The 18926-nt window shown below is 37.0% G+C and carries 16 protein-coding genes; 13 read left to right on the top strand and 3 right to left on the bottom strand.

Features of this window, described 5'->3' with window-relative positions:
- Positions 1 to 4: 4 nt before the first annotated feature.
- Together SCA31_RS14850 and SCA31_RS14845 are read left to right on the top strand one after the other, a co-directional pair.
- Positions 5 to 3739, top strand: coding sequence for a DUF6443 domain-containing protein (locus SCA31_RS14850; protein ID WP_410697739.1), 3735 nt, complete (start codon positions 5 to 7; stop codon positions 3737 to 3739).
- Positions 3740 to 3752: 13 nt separating this feature from the next.
- Entirely contained in the window at positions 3753 to 4226 is a 474-nt protein-coding gene (locus tag SCA31_RS14845) for a hypothetical protein (protein WP_410697738.1), read from the top strand.
- Positions 4227 to 4291: 65 nt separating this feature from the next.
- On the opposite strand, the gene SCA31_RS14840 is transcribed toward SCA31_RS14845, so the two are convergent.
- Positions 4292 to 4939 (bottom strand): hypothetical protein, encoded by a 648-nt coding sequence (locus tag SCA31_RS14840; RefSeq protein ID WP_410697737.1) that lies wholly within the window; start codon positions 4937 to 4939, stop codon positions 4292 to 4294.
- Between the two features lie 287 nt (positions 4940 to 5226).
- Here SCA31_RS14840 and SCA31_RS14835 point away from each other — a divergent pair, with 287 nt between their 5' ends.
- The 9 genes from SCA31_RS14835 to SCA31_RS14795 all read left to right on the top strand — a co-directional run bounded on the left by SCA31_RS14835 (position 5227) and on the right by SCA31_RS14795 (position 15570).
- A complete protein-coding gene (locus tag SCA31_RS14835) occupies positions 5227 to 5424 on the top strand; it encodes a hypothetical protein (protein WP_410697736.1) in 198 nt (65 codons plus the stop codon).
- A gap of 144 nt (positions 5425 to 5568) precedes the next feature.
- Positions 5569 to 6996: an adenylosuccinate lyase gene (gene purB, locus SCA31_RS14830; RefSeq protein WP_410697735.1), complete on the top strand. Its 1428-nt coding sequence runs from the start codon at positions 5569 to 5571 to the stop codon at positions 6994 to 6996.
- Between the two features lie 47 nt (positions 6997 to 7043).
- Entirely contained in the window at positions 7044 to 8021 is a 978-nt protein-coding gene (locus SCA31_RS14825; RefSeq protein ID WP_410697734.1) for a WG repeat-containing protein, read from the top strand.
- 15 nt (positions 8022 to 8036) lie between these two features.
- Positions 8037 to 9464 carry a serine hydrolase gene (locus SCA31_RS14820; RefSeq protein ID WP_410697733.1) on the top strand — a complete coding sequence of 476 codons (1428 nt, stop codon included), beginning with the start codon at positions 8037 to 8039 and terminating at the stop codon, positions 9462 to 9464.
- A 168-nt stretch (positions 9465 to 9632) separates the two neighbouring features.
- Entirely contained in the window at positions 9633 to 13328 is a 3696-nt protein-coding gene (locus SCA31_RS14815) for a phosphoribosylformylglycinamidine synthase (RefSeq protein WP_410697732.1), read from the top strand.
- Positions 13309 to 13722 (top strand): ribonuclease inhibitor, encoded by a 414-nt coding sequence (locus tag SCA31_RS14810; protein ID WP_410697731.1) that lies wholly within the window; start codon positions 13309 to 13311, stop codon positions 13720 to 13722. Before SCA31_RS14815 ends, SCA31_RS14810 begins: the two co-directional genes overlap by 20 nt.
- A 186-nt stretch (positions 13723 to 13908) precedes the next feature.
- On the top strand, positions 13909 to 14538 hold the full coding sequence (locus SCA31_RS14805; protein ID WP_410697730.1) for an SGNH/GDSL hydrolase family protein: 630 nt from the start codon (positions 13909 to 13911) through the stop codon (positions 14536 to 14538).
- On the top strand, positions 14538 to 14870 hold the full coding sequence (locus SCA31_RS14800; protein WP_410697729.1) for a gamma-glutamylcyclotransferase family protein: 333 nt from the start codon (positions 14538 to 14540) through the stop codon (positions 14868 to 14870). Before SCA31_RS14805 ends, SCA31_RS14800 begins: the two co-directional genes overlap by 1 nt.
- 241 nt (positions 14871 to 15111) lie before the next feature.
- Entirely contained in the window at positions 15112 to 15570 is a 459-nt protein-coding gene (locus tag SCA31_RS14795) for a GyrI-like domain-containing protein (RefSeq protein WP_410697728.1), read from the top strand.
- A gap of 93 nt (positions 15571 to 15663) precedes the next feature.
- Here the strand turns inward: SCA31_RS14795 and SCA31_RS14790 are convergent, their stop codons facing one another.
- A complete protein-coding gene (locus SCA31_RS14790) occupies positions 15664 to 16122 on the bottom strand; it encodes a lipocalin family protein (RefSeq protein WP_410697727.1) in 459 nt (152 codons plus the stop codon).
- 87 nt (positions 16123 to 16209) lie between these two features.
- Complete coding sequence (locus SCA31_RS14785; protein WP_410697726.1) at positions 16210 to 16563, bottom strand: diacylglycerol kinase family protein; 354 nt, start codon at positions 16561 to 16563, stop codon at positions 16210 to 16212.
- Positions 16564 to 16827: 264 nt separating this feature from the next.
- On the opposite strand from SCA31_RS14785, the gene dnaN reads away from it, so the two are divergent.
- Both dnaN and SCA31_RS14775 read left to right on the top strand, forming a co-directional pair.
- Positions 16828 to 17958, top strand: a complete 1131-nt coding sequence (gene dnaN, locus SCA31_RS14780) for a DNA polymerase III subunit beta (protein WP_076351230.1) — start codon at positions 16828 to 16830, stop codon at positions 17956 to 17958.
- 82 nt (positions 17959 to 18040) lie between these two features.
- Complete coding sequence (locus SCA31_RS14775) at positions 18041 to 18871, top strand: helix-turn-helix domain-containing protein (RefSeq protein ID WP_410697725.1); 831 nt, start codon at positions 18041 to 18043, stop codon at positions 18869 to 18871.
- Positions 18872 to 18926: the final 55 nt, after the last annotated feature.

The raw sequence follows: 18926 nt of genomic DNA, 5'->3' as shown, positions 1-18926 counted from the left end.
ACTGATGAAGAAAATAATAATCCCCATAGGTATGCTGCTGATCACCCAGTTGGTTCAGGCACAGCTTACCCCTACAGAAAACTATATTCAAACCAAAATCTATCTCGACTATAATGGAACTTCTCCTACGAAAACATCGGAAACCGTTCAGTATTTTGATGGATTAGGACGTCCAAAGCAAGTGGTGAACGTAAAGGCTTCTCCACTGGGCAGGGACGTTGTCACCAAGATTGAATACGATGGCTTTGGAAGACAGGTGTTGGATTACCTGCCTGTTCCACAGGCCAATACCATGAATGGAGCCATTATTGCAGACCCATTGTCCAATGCTGCCCAGCCGGGTATTTACGGCTCAGAAAAGATCTATTCAGAAAAGATCCTGGAAAGTTCTCCATTGAGCAGAATCCAGCAGCAGATCCAGGTAGGTACTGACTGGGCCAACAAACCCGTCAAGTTCCAGTATGAAGCCAATACCACAGGAGAGGTAAAAAAGTTCACCACCACTACCTCATGGGTGAACGGAGCCACCCAATCAACCGTCAGCCCAGCTACTGATCCGAACTCTGAAAACGGATTCTACAAAAGCGGACAGCTCTACAAGAATGTAGTTACCGATGAGGATGAGAACAAAACCATCGAGTTTAAGAATGGCAAGGGACAAACCATTTTGGTAAGAAAAGTATTAAGCGCCACAGAAAATGCAGATACCTACTATGTTTACAATGAGTACGACCAATTGGCCTTTGTTATTCCTCCATTGGCATCGGTCTCCGGATCATTATCTCCCTCCACACTAGACAATTTATACTACCAGTACCGCTATGATGGCAAAAACAGGCTGGTTGAGAAGAAGCTTCCGGGAAAGGATTGGGAGTTTATGGTGTATGACAAGCAGGACAGAATTGTTTTAGTTCAGGATGGCAACCTGAGGACCATCAATACTAACTTTGGAGCCAAGGGCTGGATCTTTACCAAGTATGACAAGCTTGGAAGAACTGTATATACCGGCTTCTTTGCCAATACCGATAAAAGGCATGTAATACAGGATTTGGTCAACACAATGGCATCCAATGCAGGGAACAACGAGGAGACAAGTTCCACTCCAATTGTTCAGAATGACATGAACATCTATTACACAAAGAAGGTATTTCCTACGGAGAGTATAGCCATACTTACCGTGAAATACTATGACGAGTATCCTCCAGATCTTCCATTGTTACAATCAGGGCCAGTTCTGGGGCAGGGAGTTCTAACACCCACGCCTATGGAAATAAATGGTGTAATGACAAGCCGCAGTACAAAAGGACTGCCTACCGCCAGCTATGTAAGAAACATTACTGATACCAACTGGACCAGGGACTATATATGGTATGACCTTAAGGGGCGGGAAATCCAAACCCATTCCATCAATCACTTGGGAGGATATACAAGGACGGAGTCCAAGCTGGACTTTGCTGGGGTTCCCCAAACCGTTGTTACAAGGCACAAAAGGTTAAATACGGATACGGAAAGGATAATCACGGAGAACTTTGAGTATGACCACCAAAATAGGCTGCTGGTACACAAGCATCAGGTAGACTCCAATCCTGTGGAAATTTTAGCTCAGAATAAGTACAACGAACTTTCCCAACTCATCAATAAAAAAGTAGGCAATAACCTGCAAAGCATGGATTATGCCTACAATATCAGGGGATGGATGACGGATATTAATAAAAATGACATGTCTGCCCCTACTTTGAACGGAAAGCTATTTTCCTACAAGATCAAATATAATCACAAGAATGGAACCACCAACCCTGACCAGGCACTATTTATTGGAAAGAATGTAAAGCCCATGTATAACGGAAACATTGTGGAGGTTGATTGGAGAACAATGGAGTCACCCGGAGCCAATCCTCCCTTGGAACCGAAGAGGTATAGCTATGCCTATGATACACTAAACAGGCTGACTGCAGGATACTACCAGAACCCCAACAACCCATGGAGCAAGGAACATACCGAGGCAATCGACTATGACCTTAATGGAAACATTACCAACATGTACAGAACTTCTGTCATTGAGAATAGTACAACGGCAACGGTCATCGACAGGCTTACCTATAATTACACAGGAAACAGGCTTACCAGCATCAATGATATATCCACCAACCCGTCAGGGTATGAGGGCGGTGGAAATACCATTACCTATGACCCGAACGGAAATATGGAGAATATGAGGGATAAAAAACTAACCTCCATCAAGTACAATTTCCTTAACCTGCCTCAAAGAATTGAGGTTTCCGGGTTGCAGGATGGAGCTATTGGCTACAAGTATACGGCCAACGGAACAAAGCTTCAAAAGACAAACTCCATGATGGAGTGCGGCATTACAAACTGCTATACCGTTAATACCGTTTCAGATTACCTTGACGGGTTTCAGTATGTAAACAGAACAACCACAGGAGGCGGAAGTACTGAGCTGTTGCTTGCCAGCAGGGAGATGTCCAAGGCCATGGAAACGCAGGCCTATACTATGGATGGAATTATCAAGCCTTTAGAACCTGGTATTGACCCTCCCATTGGCGGTGGAGGAGGCCTCATTGTGGTTCCCGCAAAGGATGAAGATCTTGTATTTTTCCCTACTGCCGAGGGATATTATGATTATAAAAAAGATCAGTATATTTACCAGTACAAAGATCATTTAGGAAACGCGAGGGTAAGCTTTGCCAAAAACAGCGCAGGAGCTCTGGAGATTACAGATGCCAATGACTATTATCCTTTTGGGATGAACCATTTGAAGACAGGGAATTCGTTTTATGGACAAGGTTCTTACAAGAATTATAAGTACAACGGAAAGGAACTTCAGGAGACCGGGATGTACGCAATGGACTTCCGTCATTATATGCCGGACATTGGTAGATTTACGGGAATGGACAGGCTTTCTGAAATATTACCTACATTAACTCCATATCGTTTCGGATTTGATAATCCAGTTAATTTTTCAGACCCAACAGGATTATTCGAAACAAGAAGAGAAGCGAGAGAGTACAGGAGAGAACACGATATTAGTGGAGGAATCACTAAAAATAAAGACGGTTCATATTCAATTAATGATAAGACCAACCACGTTAGTTATACAAAAGGAACTGAAGGTTCCAGTGAAACTTATGCTAACGATGGAGTTCAGGAATCTGCACTAATTATAGCTTCGGGAAAACCAAAAGAAACTACAAATTGGTATGGTCCTGGAGGGCAAGCGAATTGGGCTTTTGGGACAGGGGCTACTTTATCAGGATTTAAAGGTGTTTTAAATTCAGACCAAATGTACTCCCAAGGTATCAGGAGAGGGTTATCAGGAAATTATCAGTTAACGGGCAGAAATCTTAGCTTGTTTGGTAAATCAGCAATGACAGATGCAACTGTTCCAATTTCTAAGTTTGGGAAATGGGGAGGTATTGCAGGTAAGGCTTCTTTTTTCGCAGGTGTTGCAATGGACGGAGTTGGTGTGTATAATTATACTCAAAATCCTAATTCTCCAAATGCTGTTCATCCGGCAAAAGCAGGATTGAATACAACAATGGGAGCTATTGGGGTTTGGGGCGGTCCTCCTGGTGCGGTAGTTTCTGCAGCTTATTTTGGAATAGACGCATTTTATCCTGGTGGATGGGCTGGAGCAGCAGCAGACCAAGATAGATTGTATCAGGAAAATAAAGCTATAAATCCTGATTATCAAATGTTTCCTGGAGCAATGAAACAATAATAAGTATATAGATATGAAAAAGATAAAAAGTGCCTATTATTATTTCTTTTATAAAATTTACCGTTCTATAGAATATACTTCAGATTTATCGGGAGGAAAGTTTTGGAGTGATTGGAAAGCAGGTTTGGTTTTAGATGTATTATGTTTTTTTACATTGTTTCCGCTATTTATATATTATTCTATTTTTACGGATAATCATCAAGAATTAGGTAATACAATTGTTTGGATAGGAATTTTATTTATAGTCATCCCCAATTATTTTATTTTTCATCATAACAATCAATGGAAAGGTATGGTCAATAACTTTGATAAGTTACCAAAAGAGAAAAATAAAAAAGGAGGGTTAATTGTTTGGAGTGTGATAATCTTGATAATTAGCAATATGCTATTTTCATATTATTTATTATTTGCACAAGCAAAACAAAATCACACAGGACCTTATTCTGAAGAATATATCGAACAGCAAAAAAATAAAGATACTCAATAGCTTGGATTTTTAATCTGGATATAATAAGTAAGCCAACTCAATTGAGTTGGCTTCATTGTTCTTAATTAACAAAATGACCATTCAAGATGACCATCCAAAATGTCAAGGAAACCCTGCGCCAGTTCATCGAGGATGAAAAGAGTGTCTTCGTCAAGGAATTGGGAGTTCCTGTACAGGTTTTTGTTTGGATTAATGAACTCGAAGAAATCAAACGGCAGTTTTTGGATAAGGTAGTCAAGGTTTTTGACCTTTGGGTCTGCGTACTCGCAGAGCTTCCAGAGAATCCGGATGTTGATGTCGTTGGGACGGTAACCAAGAGTTGCATACGGAAATATGGCGCCAATCCTATAAAAGAGCGCACTCAGAATCAACCCTAAACCCTCATTGGATTTTAGTTCTTCCTGTGAGCGCAATAGTTTATACTTATTATACAGTTCATTACAGTCCCTGTACTGCATTGCGCAGGTATCTGAGTACAGTTGTTCTTTGTGCCAATGGATTACCGTTGGAACATCTGCCTGGAATATTGAATTTTCAGGAATCATCACTTTTTGGAAAAACCCCTGATACTCCCAAAGATGCTCCTGTATCCACGCCCCTGAATGTGCAATCGGTACGACGTTAAATCTTCCCTCTGTCTGTTTTGAGACCATCTGCATTATATTGAAAAGGCTGTCATTATTTATTTTACTACTGATTAAAAGAAGATACAATACTGTTGTTTTTTTGTTCTCAAAAGACTCTTCTTCCTGATGAAATAGAAAAATCCCCCGCTGCGCAAAGTTTGTAACTTTGAGCAGATAAAAATAAACTCTCACAAAAAATAAACCCTCACAAATTGCGAGGGGTTTTTGTTTTTATATCTTGTCCTTAAAAAGATTGAATAGTTTACTCACTCAAAAATATTTAAATCATAATAGAATCTTCCTATTATGATTTTGTCTTGTATCATACTATTTTTCAAGGGCGCTTCATTTAGGATGCTGTAATTCAAAGAAAAATGTATATTTACCAGTATAGGAATCATTTAGGAAACGCGAGGGTAAGCTTTGCCAAAAACAGCGCAGGAGCTCTGGAGATTACAGATGCCAATGACTATTACCCATTTGGGATGAACCATCTAAAGACGGATAATGTAGTCTTTGGAGTGGGTAGTTATAAAAACTACAAGTATCAAGCAAGGAAGAACAACAGTTGATAAAAATGGAAATCTTACTGGATTTATAGCCGAGAAAATTTCAGAAGGTCTTCCCATAATAAAGACTACAAAAATCATAAAAGCAAGATTTTTATCTCTCACTGAAAAACCGTATTTTTGTACATCTAAAAAGTAAAAGAAAGAATGAATTCCTACAAAAATCCATTGGAAGAGCGCTATTCCAGTGAAGAAATGTTGTTTAATTTCTCACATAATAACAAATTCCGTACCTGGAGAAAGCTTTGGATCGCTTTAGCAGAGATCGAAAAAGACTTAGGTCTTGACATTACAGACGAACAAATCGCTGAATTAAAGGCTAATGCTGAAAATATCGATTTTGATAAAGCAGCAGAATACGAAAAGAAATTCCGTCATGATGTAATGGCTCACGTTCACACGTATGGTGATGTGGCACCTTCAGCAAAGGGAATTATCCACTTGGGAGCTACTTCAGCTTTTGTAGGAGACAATACAGACTTAATTCAAATTCGTGACGGACTTTTAATTCTAAAGAAAAAGTTAGTTAACGTAATGAAAAACTTGGCAGATTTTGCCATTCAATATAAAGATCTTCCAACGTTAGGATTCACCCACTTCCAGCCAGCTCAGTTAACAACGGTTGGGAAAAGAGCTACACTTTGGTTACAGAGTTTAGTTCTTGATATTGAAGAGCTTGATTTCTTCCTGGAAACCCTTCGTTTCAGAGGCGTAAAAGGAACTACAGGAACGGCTGCCAGTTTCCTTGAGCTTTTCAACGGTGATTATTCTAAAGTAAAACACTTAGATAAAGAACTTTCAAAAAGATTCGGTTTTGAAAAAGTTTTCGGAGTTTCCGGACAAACTTATGACAGAAAAATTGATGCTAAGGTTGTTGCCTTATTAGGAAATATCGCTCAGTCTGCTCACAAATTCACGAACGATTTACGTTTACTTCAAAATCTTAAGGAAATTGAAGAACCATTCGAGAAAAACCAGATCGGTTCATCGGCAATGGCCTACAAGCGTAATCCAATGAGAAGTGAAAGAATTGGAGCATTGGCAAAATATGTAATGTCCTTAACGACGAGTTCTGCAATGGTAGCTTCTACCCAGTGGTTTGAAAGAACACTGGATGATTCTGCAAACAAGAGATTAACTATTCCACAGGCGTTCCTGGCAGTAGATGCCATCTTATTGATCTGGAACAATATTATGAACGGAATTGTAGTGTATCCTAACAGAATCAACAAGCACATTGAAGAAGAACTTCCTTTCATGGCAACAGAATATATTATCATGGAAGAAGTGAAAGCAGGTGGTGACCGTCAGGAAATTCACGAAGTCATCAGAGTTCATTCTATGGAAGCTTCCAAGAAAGTAAAAGAGGAAGGGAAAGAAAATGACCTTATCGAAAGAATCCTAAATGATGATTCTTTAAAGTTAGATAAATCAAAATTAAAAGAAGTTTTAGATCCGAAGAACTTTATTGGGTTCGCACCGATTCAGACAGAAGAATTTGTCAAGAATGAAGTGCAGCCGATTATAGACCAAAATAAAGACTTGATAGGATTAGAAGCTGATCTTAAAGTATAAAACAGGATGCAGCCTTTTTGGGCTGCATTTTTTATTTCTAACCTGCCATGAACAAAACCCTTTTATTGATTGCAATGATTCCCGTACTGTTTTTCTCTCAGAAGAAAGAAGCACTGAGGTATTTTATTTCCAAAGATTCTTTAATAGGAGTTAAAGACCAGACTGGAAAAATCATCATTCCTGCAGAATTTAAAGATTATACCGGAATCAAAGACGGAGAATTACTGCAAGATGGAATTGGCAATGAAACCATTCTCTTTCCTGGTGGGAAAAGAAACGACAAATATGAAAAAAATAGCTTTGGATACGTTTATGACAGAAAAGGTAATTTTTTGTACAAACCTTATTTGTACGATAACGGAGCAGACTATTTTTCAGAAGGACTAAGGAGGTTTGTAAAAAATGGAAAAATAGGATTTGCAGACAGAAATGGAAAAACCGTCATTCAGCCTAATCATGACTTTTCAGCATCTTTTAATTATGGATATGCCGTATTCTGTGATGGTTGTGACTGGGAGAAAACAGATGATGAGCATCCTGCAATCGTAGGGGGTACTTGGGGAGTGATGAATATCAAAGGAGAAACTGTTCAGCCGCTTACAAAACATTCAGAGAAAGACATTGATATCGATGGAAAATATTATCCATATTCATTTCAATACAGTGAAAAAGAAAAAAATATCCTTCAATTCTTTGAAAAATACAATAAAATAATCTCGGCAGTTCATTATGTCAACATTTATAATGAAATGTCTGAAGATGAAAAAAAACTTCTTTTTGAAATTGTAGAAAGACCACAGGAAAACTTTCCGTATTATCAGATCAATACCTATGATAATAAGAAAACAAACTTAGCAGCATTTGATGATCTGAAATTTTTTGTGTCAGAAGATGGGAAAAGCGTTTTTACAATAAATTATGAAGATAAAATGATTCCTTTCGGAAAATGGCTGAAAGAGGAGATCAAACAAGCAGAAGAATACCAAAAAAAACATTCTAATAACCCGAATAAATTCAAAAAATAACCAGAATTAAACTTAATGAGAAAAAGCATACTTATATTTATTTTTGCCTTGGCATTTGCAAAGAACCATGCACAAAGTGATAAAAAAGTCTACTCAATCATAGATGCTGCTGCTCAGAAAGTGGTAAAAGAGTCCAAAGCATATTCTGTTTCTGTCGGAATCATTAAAGATGGAAAAATCTACACCAAGCACTTTGGTGAAATAGACAAAGGAAAAGGAAATAAAGCAGACGATACTACTTATTTTGCAATAGCTTCCATTACCAAGCTTTTTACAGGACAGTTATTGGCACAGGCAGTATTGGAGGGTAAAATAAGTCTTGATGATGATGTTCGAAAATACTTGAAAGGATCTTACCCTAACTTAGAATATAATGGTGTTCCCATAAAAATAAAAAACTTAATCTCTTACGAAACAGCGCTTCCAAGAAATCTTCCTAACGATGATGAATTAAGGAAAAAAATGACGGATGAAACTCCTTTTCTTTATGAGAAGCTTAACGAAAGATATACAAAAGAAGACTTTAAAAAAGATCTGGCGACTGTCAAACTAAACATGGAGCCAGGTAAAGAATACAATTATAGTAATTTAAGCCTTGAGTTGGCTGGTCTGATGCTGGAAAATATTTACGGAAAAAGCTATGAAACGCTTTTAAAAGAAAATATTTTCTCAAAAGCTGGAATGAATCATACCAAACTCGAACTTGGTAAAAATGAAGCTCAGGCTAATGGATATCATGAAAATTATCGTCTGATGCCTGTGGGACAAAGCCTTTTATGGGGTTCAGGTGGTTCGAAAACCGAATCTACAATGGGAGATATGGTGAAGTTTTTAAAAGAAGAACTGAATCCACAAGATAAAATAGTACAGGAGTCTCAAAGAAACATTAACAACAGTAAAGAAGGATGGTATGGATATTTTTGGGATAAATACTGGATTACTGAACATGGTAAAAGAGGATTTAAACATGGTGGATCCTATGGAATAAATAGCTTGTTTACTGTATTTCCTGAGCTGAATATTGGAATTTGTATAATCGTGAACATCAATGGACCTGAAACATTTACCGCGCTTTATAATGGGACGGACAGTTTAGTAGCCGATCTTACTTCAACTTCAGATAAAAAGCAGGTGTATGGATATTCCGTAAAGGGAGATAAAATCGTTTTTTCTTACACGCATCCGAAAAACCTGAACGGAAACCTGATCAATACCGTTGCTGTAGCAGGAAGTTTCAATAATTGGGATTCTGAAAATAAAGGATATCAGATGATCAAAAAGGATAAAAATCTCTATGAATTGGAGGTTCCTGTCTCTCAATTTGAAAAAGGAAAGCCCTATTCTTTTAAATTTGTATTGAATAAAGAAGAATGGATTGGAGCTTCTAAAAATGCATCCAATAATGATGGCACCAAAGATAATAATCTGGCATTGGTATTATAAAAAAAAGATTGAGGAAAAAGAAAGTAAAAAGAGTAAATTTGTAATCAATATTATAGGGTGGATGGTAACACCCAAAAGAGCAACCAGCGTAGACAGTAATCTCATACGGATGCTCTGAACTCAGAAAGTAAAAAGAAAAATAAATCTAATATTAAAATCTGACATCTAATGTCTAATAACAAAAGAATTTTCGTAGAAAAAAGAGGAATTTTCGATGTTGAAAGTCCAAAAATTTTTGATGAAGTAAAAGCGGTTGTTCCGGCAATTCAAAGTGTAAAAGTCTACAATGTGTATGACATCTTCAATTTGAATGATGGAGAATTTGAAAAAGTGGTAAACAACACTTTCGTAGACCCTGTTACTGATATTTTACACACAGAAAACCCTGCAAAAAATACCCATTTCAGTATGGAATTTTTGCCTGGCCAGTATGATCAGAGAGCAGACTCTGCACAACAGTGTATTGCTTTGCTGACAGAAAATGAAAAGTCAAAAGTAAGAAGTGGTAAACTGATCGAATTTGAAGGAGTGTCTGAAGCTGATCTTGTTAAAATCAAGGATCTTTTGATCAATAAAGTAGAATCTCAGGAAAAAGATCTTTCCATTCTGGATATTCCTGCAGACGAAACACCTTCAAAGGTTTTGATCCACGAAAATTTCATCAATTTCAACGATGCTGAGCTTGAAAACTTCTATAACAATCATGGGTTTGCATTAGGCTTAGATGACCTGAAATTTATTCAGGACTACTTTAAAACTGAGCAGAGAAACCCTACAGAAACTGAACTTAAAGTATTAGATACCTACTGGAGCGACCACTGTCGTCACACGACTTTCGAAACAGAATTGTCAGACATTCAGTTTGAAGGAGACTTCAAGCATACCTTGGAAACCATTTTCAATGATTATATCGAAAAAAGAAAATTCTTAGGCCGTGAGCTGAAACCAATCTCTTTAATGGATCTGGCAACAGTATGTGGTAAATACTTCCATAAAACTGGAAATCTGGATAACCTGGTGATTTCTGATGAGATCAATGCATGTACCATCCAGATTGAAGCAGAATACGATGGTAAAAAAGAACCTTGGTATTTATTATTCAAAAACGAAACCCACAATCACCCAACAGAAATTGAACCTTTTGGAGGAGCATCAACATGTTTGGGAGGAGCTATCAGAGATCCATTGTCCGGAAGATCTTTCGTGTTCCAGGCGATGAGATTAACAGGGGCTGCAGACGTTTTAGAATCAGTTGATAAAACCTTACCAGGTAAATTACCTCAAAAAACAATTACAAAGCAAGCTGCCAACGGATACTCATCTTACGGTAACCAGATCGGATTAGCCACTACAATGGTTTCCGAAATCTATGATGAAGGCTACAAAGCCAAGAGAATGGAAGTAGGCTTCGTTACCGGAGCGGTTCCTATTGATTGGGTAAGACGTGAAAAGCCTGAAAACGGTGATTCAATTATCATTTTAGGAGGCGCTACAGGTCGTGACGGTGTTGGAGGAGCAAGCGGAAGTTCAAAAGAACAGGATGAAACCTCTATTCACACCATGAGTTCAGAAGTTCAGAAAGGAAATGCCGTAGAAGAGCGTAAGATTCAAAGACTTTTCAGAAACCCTGAAGTAACAAGATTAATCAAGAAATCAAATGACTTTGGTGCCGGTGGAGTTTCTGTGGCAATTGGTGAGATTGCAGACTCTCTGGAAGTAAACCTTGATGTATTGCCATTAAAATATGAAGGATTAAACGGAACAGAATTAGCTATTTCCGAATCTCAGGAAAGAATGGCAGTTGTGGTAGAACCAAAAGATAAAGAAAAGTTCATCAAGTTCTGTGAAGCTGAAAATATTGTTGCCGTAGAAGTAGCAAAAGTAACAGATTCAGGAAGAATGCAGATGTTCTGGAAAGGAGACAAAATTGTAGACCTTTCAAGAGAATTTCTGGATACCAACGGATGTTCAAAATCTCAGGAAGTAAAAATCAATCACCTTGGAGAAGTAAAAGCAGAAACGAAAGCATTCACTGCAGAAAACTTCATCACCATTTTAAAAGATAAAAATGTAGCTTCCCAAAAAGGATTATTGGAAATGTTCGACTCTTCAGTAGGAGGAACAACTGTTGCGATGCCTTTAGGAGGAAAATATCAGCAAACCCTAATGGAAGGAAGTGTACAGGCACTCCCTGTCTTAGGAGCAAAAGATATCAAAACCGTTTCCTTGGCAAGCTGGGGATTTGATGCTGAGATATCAAAGCAAAACTCACTATTAGGAGCATCTTATGCTGTGGTAGAAAGTGTGGCGAAGATTGTTGCCATGGGGGGTGATTACAAAAATATCAGATTAAGCTTCCAGGAGTACTTCGAAAAGCTGGGCCAGTCTCCTGAAAAATGGGGTAAACCTTTAGCTTCACTTTTAGGAGCCTATGACGCACAGATCAACCTTGGCCTTGCAGCCATTGGAGGTAAAGATTCAATGAGTGGGACCTATCAGGACCTGAATGTTCCTCCAACTTTGATCTCTTTTGCATGTGCTAACGGAGACAAACAAAATATCATTTCACCTGAATTTAAAACGGCGGGGAACAAGTTGTATTTCTTTAACCATATTTCTCAGGAAAGTGGTCTTCCGAATTATGATGCATTAAAAGAAGTATATGAATTCATCTTTGAAAACATCAAGTCAGGAAAAATAGTTTCTGTAAAAACAGTGAAAGAGGGTGGAGTTGCAGTAGCTGCAGCTAAAATGAGCTTCGGAAACAGATTGGGTGCTGAGATCAATGCTGATGAAACTGTTTTATTAGCTAAAAATATCGGTAGTTTAATCATTGAATCAAAAGAAGAATTAAGCTCAACAGCTCTTCAGTTGATTGGAGAAGTAAAAGATTCAGGGATTTTGAAAATTAACAATCTTGAATCTAGTATCTTGGATCTTGTGTCTGCCAATACCAGTACATTCGAAAGCCTTTTCCCAACAGTAGAAAAAGAAAAAATAACGATGGAAATTGACGAAAAGTCAAACTCAATCCATCCAAGAAATATCATTATCAAAAAACATGGAATAGCACAGCCTAAAGTTTTTGCTCCAGTATTTCCGGGGACAAACTGTGAGTATGACACGCTGAATGCATTCCAGAAAGAAGGTGCTGTAGTAAGCAGCCTACCTTTAATCAATATTAATCACCAGTTACTGGATGAAAGTATTGATGCTTGGGTAGAAGAGATCAGAACATCCCAGATTCTAGCTTTCTCAGGGGGGTTCTCAGCCGGTGATGAGCCGGATGGTTCTGCAAAATTCATTGTAAACGTTCTGAAAAACGAAAAAATGAGAAATGCGGTTCATGAATTACTGGACAGAGATGGGATAATCGTCGGGATCTGTAACGGGTTCCAGGCGCTTGTTAAATCAGGATTGCTGCCTTACGGAAGAATCAAGGATCTGGATGAAAACTCACCAACCTTGGCTCACAATGCTATCAGAAGACATATCTCTCAGATGGTAACAGTACAGGTTGTAAATGACGAAAGCCCTTGGTTAAAAGGAATGAAAGGTCAAACGTTCACTATTCCTATTTCTCACGGTGAAGGACGTTTCATGGCTTCAGAAGAGGAAATCAAGAAGTTATATGAAAACGGACAGATTGCAACCCAATACATTGATCTTGATGGAAACATTGCCCACGGAATGCCATTCAACCCTAATAATTCATTATTCGGAATTGAAGGAATCACAAGCCCATGTGGAAAGATCTACGGAAGGATGGGCCATCCGGAGCGTTTTGCAGAGGGTCTCATGAAGAATATACCAACCGCGAATTATCACAACATATTCAAAAACGGTGTTGAATACTTCAAATAACAATAAAAGAAAAATGATCGTCATCAATGGCGGTCATTTTTCGTCTTTAGCAGAATTCTATGAAGAAGTTTCCGATGTCTTAATGAAAGATACTGACTGGAAAGTAGGAACCTTGGATGGCTTTGACGATATCCTTTACGGAGGCTTCGGTGTTTTTGATAACAATGAAGAAGTTGAAATCGTCTGGAAAGAATCTCAAAAATCAAAAGAAGATCTGGGGTTTAAGGCTACTCAAGAATTCTATGAGAATAAAATCAGACAGGGAAAACCGTTTAATAGAGAACTGATTCAGCAAAAATTGAATGATTTGATGAAAGGAAAAGGACAGACGTTGTTTGATGTCTTAATTGAAATTATTCAGTCTCATTCTAATATTAGCCTCACCTTAGATTGATAAAATAAGAAGGCGGAAGTTTAATTATAACTTCTTACTTGTCTGTTTTTCCTAAAAAAGATGTTAAAAAAACATACAGAGATGGAGCGTATTCAGAAGATTTTATTTTACTTTGAATACTATTTTTAAATGCTTTTAGCCTGAGTCATTGAACAGGTTTAGATAATAAATAAAAGAACGAATTGAATGAAGAAAATTGTATATGGACTGTTCTTTGGAGACAGTATAACGTATGGAGAATATGACGGCGTTTTCGGGGGCTGGGTTGATATTTTAAAAAGATATGCCCTGCAAAAATTCCACGAGGGAAATGGTGATGAATTAATTTTATTTAATCTGGGAATTGGTGGGGAAACTACAGAAGGATTATTAAAGAGAATGACCACTGAAATAGAGGCTAGAAATTCAGCAGACGGAAATTTGGTTTTTATAAGTTATGGAGCCAATGATCTTGCCAAAAAAGAAGGGGTACAGGTGGTAGAGCCGGAAACATTTAAAAGTAATATGATAAAAGCCGTTCAACATGCAAAAGAGTTCTCAAAGGATATTTATTTGGTAAGTATTCTTCCGGTTTCAAAAAATATAGATGGAGTAGCAGTCGGTTCAGGGAAGGTAAGGACCAACGAAGAAGTAGTTGCCTACAACCAAATTCTCAAGGATGTTGCCCAGGATCATTCTTTAATATACATAGATTTTTATACAGCAATCTTGGCCGATAAAGAAATTTTGCTTTCCGCCGACGGAGTGCATCCGAATGAAAAAGGCTATGGAATGATGGCTGAAATTGCAATCCCAATCATTGAAAAATACTTATAATGCCCCATTTATTTTCTTACGGAACATTGCAGAAAGAGCAGGTTCAACTTGAAACCTTTGGACGAATTTTACAAGGGAAAAAAGAGTCCCTATCAGGGTATACGCTAAGGATGCTTGAAATTACAGACCCTGAAGTATTACGGAAAAGTGGTCAGAAATACCATCCCGTTCTGGAGTTCTCAGGAAATGAACAAGATCAAGTAGAAGGAATGCTTTTTGAAGTCACAGAGAATGAAATTCTTCAGGCGGACGAATATGAAGTAGATGATTACAAAAGAATCGAAACCATTTTTAAATCCGGAGAAAAAGGATTTATCTATGTAGGAGTATAATCTCCATTTCTTAGAATTGATTAAGATAAAACACAGAACGATAAATATTACAATAATAGATCAATAGAAACGGGCTTTAGCCCGTTTTATTTTTAAACCACCAATCCATAGGCTTTAGCCAAAACTTAAAATTTGCATGAGTTTTCCGTACTGTTTATTTGAATGCTATCAGAAATCCTGCTGACAAACAGTTGTCACAATTCATTTCTATCTTTGGTAAAGACAAAAGAAAAATTAAAACATGAATAACGTGAAAGTCGAGCCTTTTAAGGTGATAGGAATTGCGGTAAGAACTACCAATGAAAATAATCAGGCCGCAAAGGATATTCCGGTGTTGTGGGAACAATTAATGAAAGAAAATATTGTGGAGAATATTCCCAATAAGATCGATAATGCAGTTTATTCTATCTATACAGATTATGAAAAAGACCATACAAAACCTTATACCACAATCCTTGGATGCAAAGTAGCCAGTCTGGATCATGTTCCAGAAGGAATGGTTGGTAAATCCTTTGATGGTGGAGACTATGTGAAATTTACACCTAAGGGAAATTTAGCAGAAAATCTGGTGATCAACGAATGGATCAAAATCTGGAACATGGATCTGGGCAGAACATTTACAGCCGACTTTGAAATATATGGAGAAAAAGCAATGAATCCTGAAGACGCAGAAGTAGATATTTTTATTGCAATACAATAAAGCAAATAGCAATACTTCATTATCCATTTAACCATAAAAAAGCCTCCAGCATTGAAAAATGATCAGGAGGCTTCAGTATTTTTATTACACTGGTTATTTATAAAAAACAGTTTTTATATAGTCATTGGTATTATCACCATTATAATCATAGTTAGCAGGAGTTAAAATGACAAGTTTACTGGTGGAAAGATCCAGAACTTCAGCATTATTATTGTTAATGGTAAGTTTCATCTGTGTCGAATCATAAAAATAGGGAAGAGTAGATTCTGTTTTCTGGCAAGCGGAACCCACTGTATTATAGTCATTCATATAATACTTTCCATCATTCCGAAATTCATAAGTTCCCTTTTTTTTGCAATCATCAGGAGTGTTTTCATGGATTACCGTTGACTTATCGGATCCTGAAATCTGATATTCAGTTTGTATTTTCCAAAGTCCAACAATATTAGTGTCATAAATATTGTTGTTATTATTTCCTGTTGGAGTATCATCACCAAGGCTGCATGATGAAAGAGTTCCCAATATTAAAATTCCAGCGACTATCTTTTTCATAAAATGAATTTTTGGCGAACTTAATAAAAATTATTAAATGAATGGAACTTTATATGAATTTTATGAAAATTTGATGGGATGAACCGCTTAAAAAATATATTTCCCGTAAACAAGGATGCCAATAACTATAGAAATGGCAGCCAATAATACTACGGCTCCTGCTGAAATGTCCTTAATAAAGCCTATTCTTTTGTCGAAATCAGGCTGAATGATGTCACAGATCTTTTCAATGGCAGTATTGAAAATTTCAGCACTTAAAACAGCCACTGAGGCAATGAGAATAATAGCTGCATCAATGTTGGATAGTTTTAAATAAAAAATTAAAAACAGATTGATAAGAAAAGCCAGAAACTCAATCCGGAAATTCCTTTCCGTTTTTAGCATCACCAAAACACCGCGGAAAGCATTGAGAAAACTTTTATGGAGTTGCGGTTTTTGCATGGCTCTTTTACTTTTTTCAACAAAGATAGGTTTTGTACTTTGATTGTTGAATTTAATCTGCTATATTTGGAATACAGGATTGAAAAATCAATGGGAGTGATTTCAAAAGCTATATTTTTGATAAAAAAGTGGAAGCCCTTGGAAATGCGAACATAATATCAGGTCTTAAAACAGATTGACGATGTTTGTTCAAAACTCCTCCCTATTATTTTTTTCTTTGTTGTATGTATTTATTATATTTGTAGAAACTTATTTTATAAATCTATGAAATTTATTATTTCAAGTGGTGAACTGCAGAAGGCGTTGCAAACTGTAAGTGGCGTAATATCAAGCTCTCAATCGAGACCGATTTTAGAAAACTATCTTTTTGAATTAGACGGAAATAATGTTACCATTACAGCATCTGACGGCGAGACGACTCTTGTAACTTCTTTGGAAGTGAAGTCTGATGATTCAGGTAAATTTGCCGTTCCTGCTAAAATTTTTCAGGATTTTATCAAGACATATGGAGAACAGCCTTTAACATTTGTTGTAAAGGACAATGCGGAGGGAACTGGAAGCCAGCTTGAGATTTTAGATGAAAAAGATAATTTCGCAGTAGCATTGGACAACGCTGATGACTACCCTGAGCTACCAGAATTTGATGCATCACAAAGTGTGACAATGCCAGCAGGTGTTTTGTCTGAAGCTTTAACCAATACATTATTTGCTACAAGTAATGACTCTCTACGTCCGGTAATGACAGGAGTTCTGTTCCAGTTTGGAGAAAATGAAACCAACTTTGTTTCTACAGATTCTCACAGATTGGTTGTTTATAAAAGAACAGACCTTATGAATGCTGAACCAATGGAGTTTATCATGCCTAAAAAACCGTTGAATATTTTTAAGAATATTCTGGCAAGTTCCAATGAAGACGTTAAAATCGACTTCAATGAGAATATGGCTAAATTTACTTTTGATAAGCATATCTGGATCTGTAGACTGATTGATGGAAAATATCCAAACTATACAGCGGTAATTCCTAAGGAAAATCCAAATGTATTGACCATCAACAGAAACCTGTTGCTGGGAGCGATCAAAAGAGCATCTATCATGTCTAACAAATCTACCAATCAGGTAAGATTTAAGCTTTCAGGAAACATTCTTCACCTGCATGCAGAAGATACTGAATATGCAAACAAGGCAGATATGCAGATACCTTGTGACTACAACGGAGAAGATATCAATATCGGATTCAGCTCTAAATTCTTAACTGAAATGTTAACGATCTTAGGTTCTGACGATATTACCATGAAAATGTCTCAACCCAACAGACCGGGGATTATTGAGCCTCTTGATGGTCTTGAAGAAAACGAAAATATCTTAATGTTATCAATGCCGGTAATCGGATTGTAATATTAAATGACAAATAGATAAAAGCTGGAATTAAATTTCCGGCTTTTATTTTTTATACTCAATAAGAAATTTATCTTAAATCATGGAAGCAAGAATACAGTCTTATCATCCTTCAGATTTTCTTTCAGATTTTACCACTGAAAACTATAGTGTTGTTTTGTGGCAGGGGTTGGGTCTTTTTTCTGTGGATGATATCAATTATTCTTATAATGGATACAATATCCTGTTTCTTTCACCTTATCAAAAGTTGAGATTAGTCTCAGAATCTGAAGAAAATATTAATGTTCTTTTCTTTCATGGCGATTATTACTGCATTGAATATCATAAAGAAGAAGTAGCCTGCAACGGACTTCTTTTCAATAATATTTACATGAATCCGGGGATAGAGCTTACAAAGGACAGTTTTGATTATATTCTGGAACTTTTTAAACATATCAAAAAAGAAGAATCTGAAGACCATCTGTTTTCACAATCCATCATCAAGACTTACATCCAATTGATTCTTGCTTTATGCAGTAAACAAAAGAGCGGCATTGAACGTAGTTCTGTTTCCAATGAAAAGCTCCCCAGTAAAAATACTGTTGAATTTCAGAAACTGCTGGAAATTCATTTCAAGGATGAAAAGGAACTCTCATTTTATAGTGATAAGCTTAGTATTACGAACAATACTCTAAGTAAAGCCGTTAAAAAAAAATTTTCCAAAACACCTTCCCAGCTTATTAATGAAAGAATCATTCTGGAAGCCAAAAAATTGCTTCATTTAACCTATCGTTCCATAAAGGAAATTGCCTCGGAACTAGGATTCGGTGATGAATTTTACTTCAGCAGGTATTTTAAAAAATCTGTAGGCTGCTCCCCCAAAAAATATAGAGAGAAAGTAGGAATTTCTGTAGTGGCAAAAATGTCCATGTAATGTCCTGAAATATCTATGTTAAGGCGCTGTGTATGTAAATACCTTTGTTAAAAAA

It is taken from the genome of Chryseobacterium sp. SIMBA_028 (genome assembly GCF_046535285.1).
In the GTDB taxonomy this organism is placed as follows: Bacteria; Bacteroidota; Bacteroidia; order Flavobacteriales; family Weeksellaceae; genus Chryseobacterium.
This window is presented reverse-complemented; position numbering and strand designations above follow the sequence as displayed.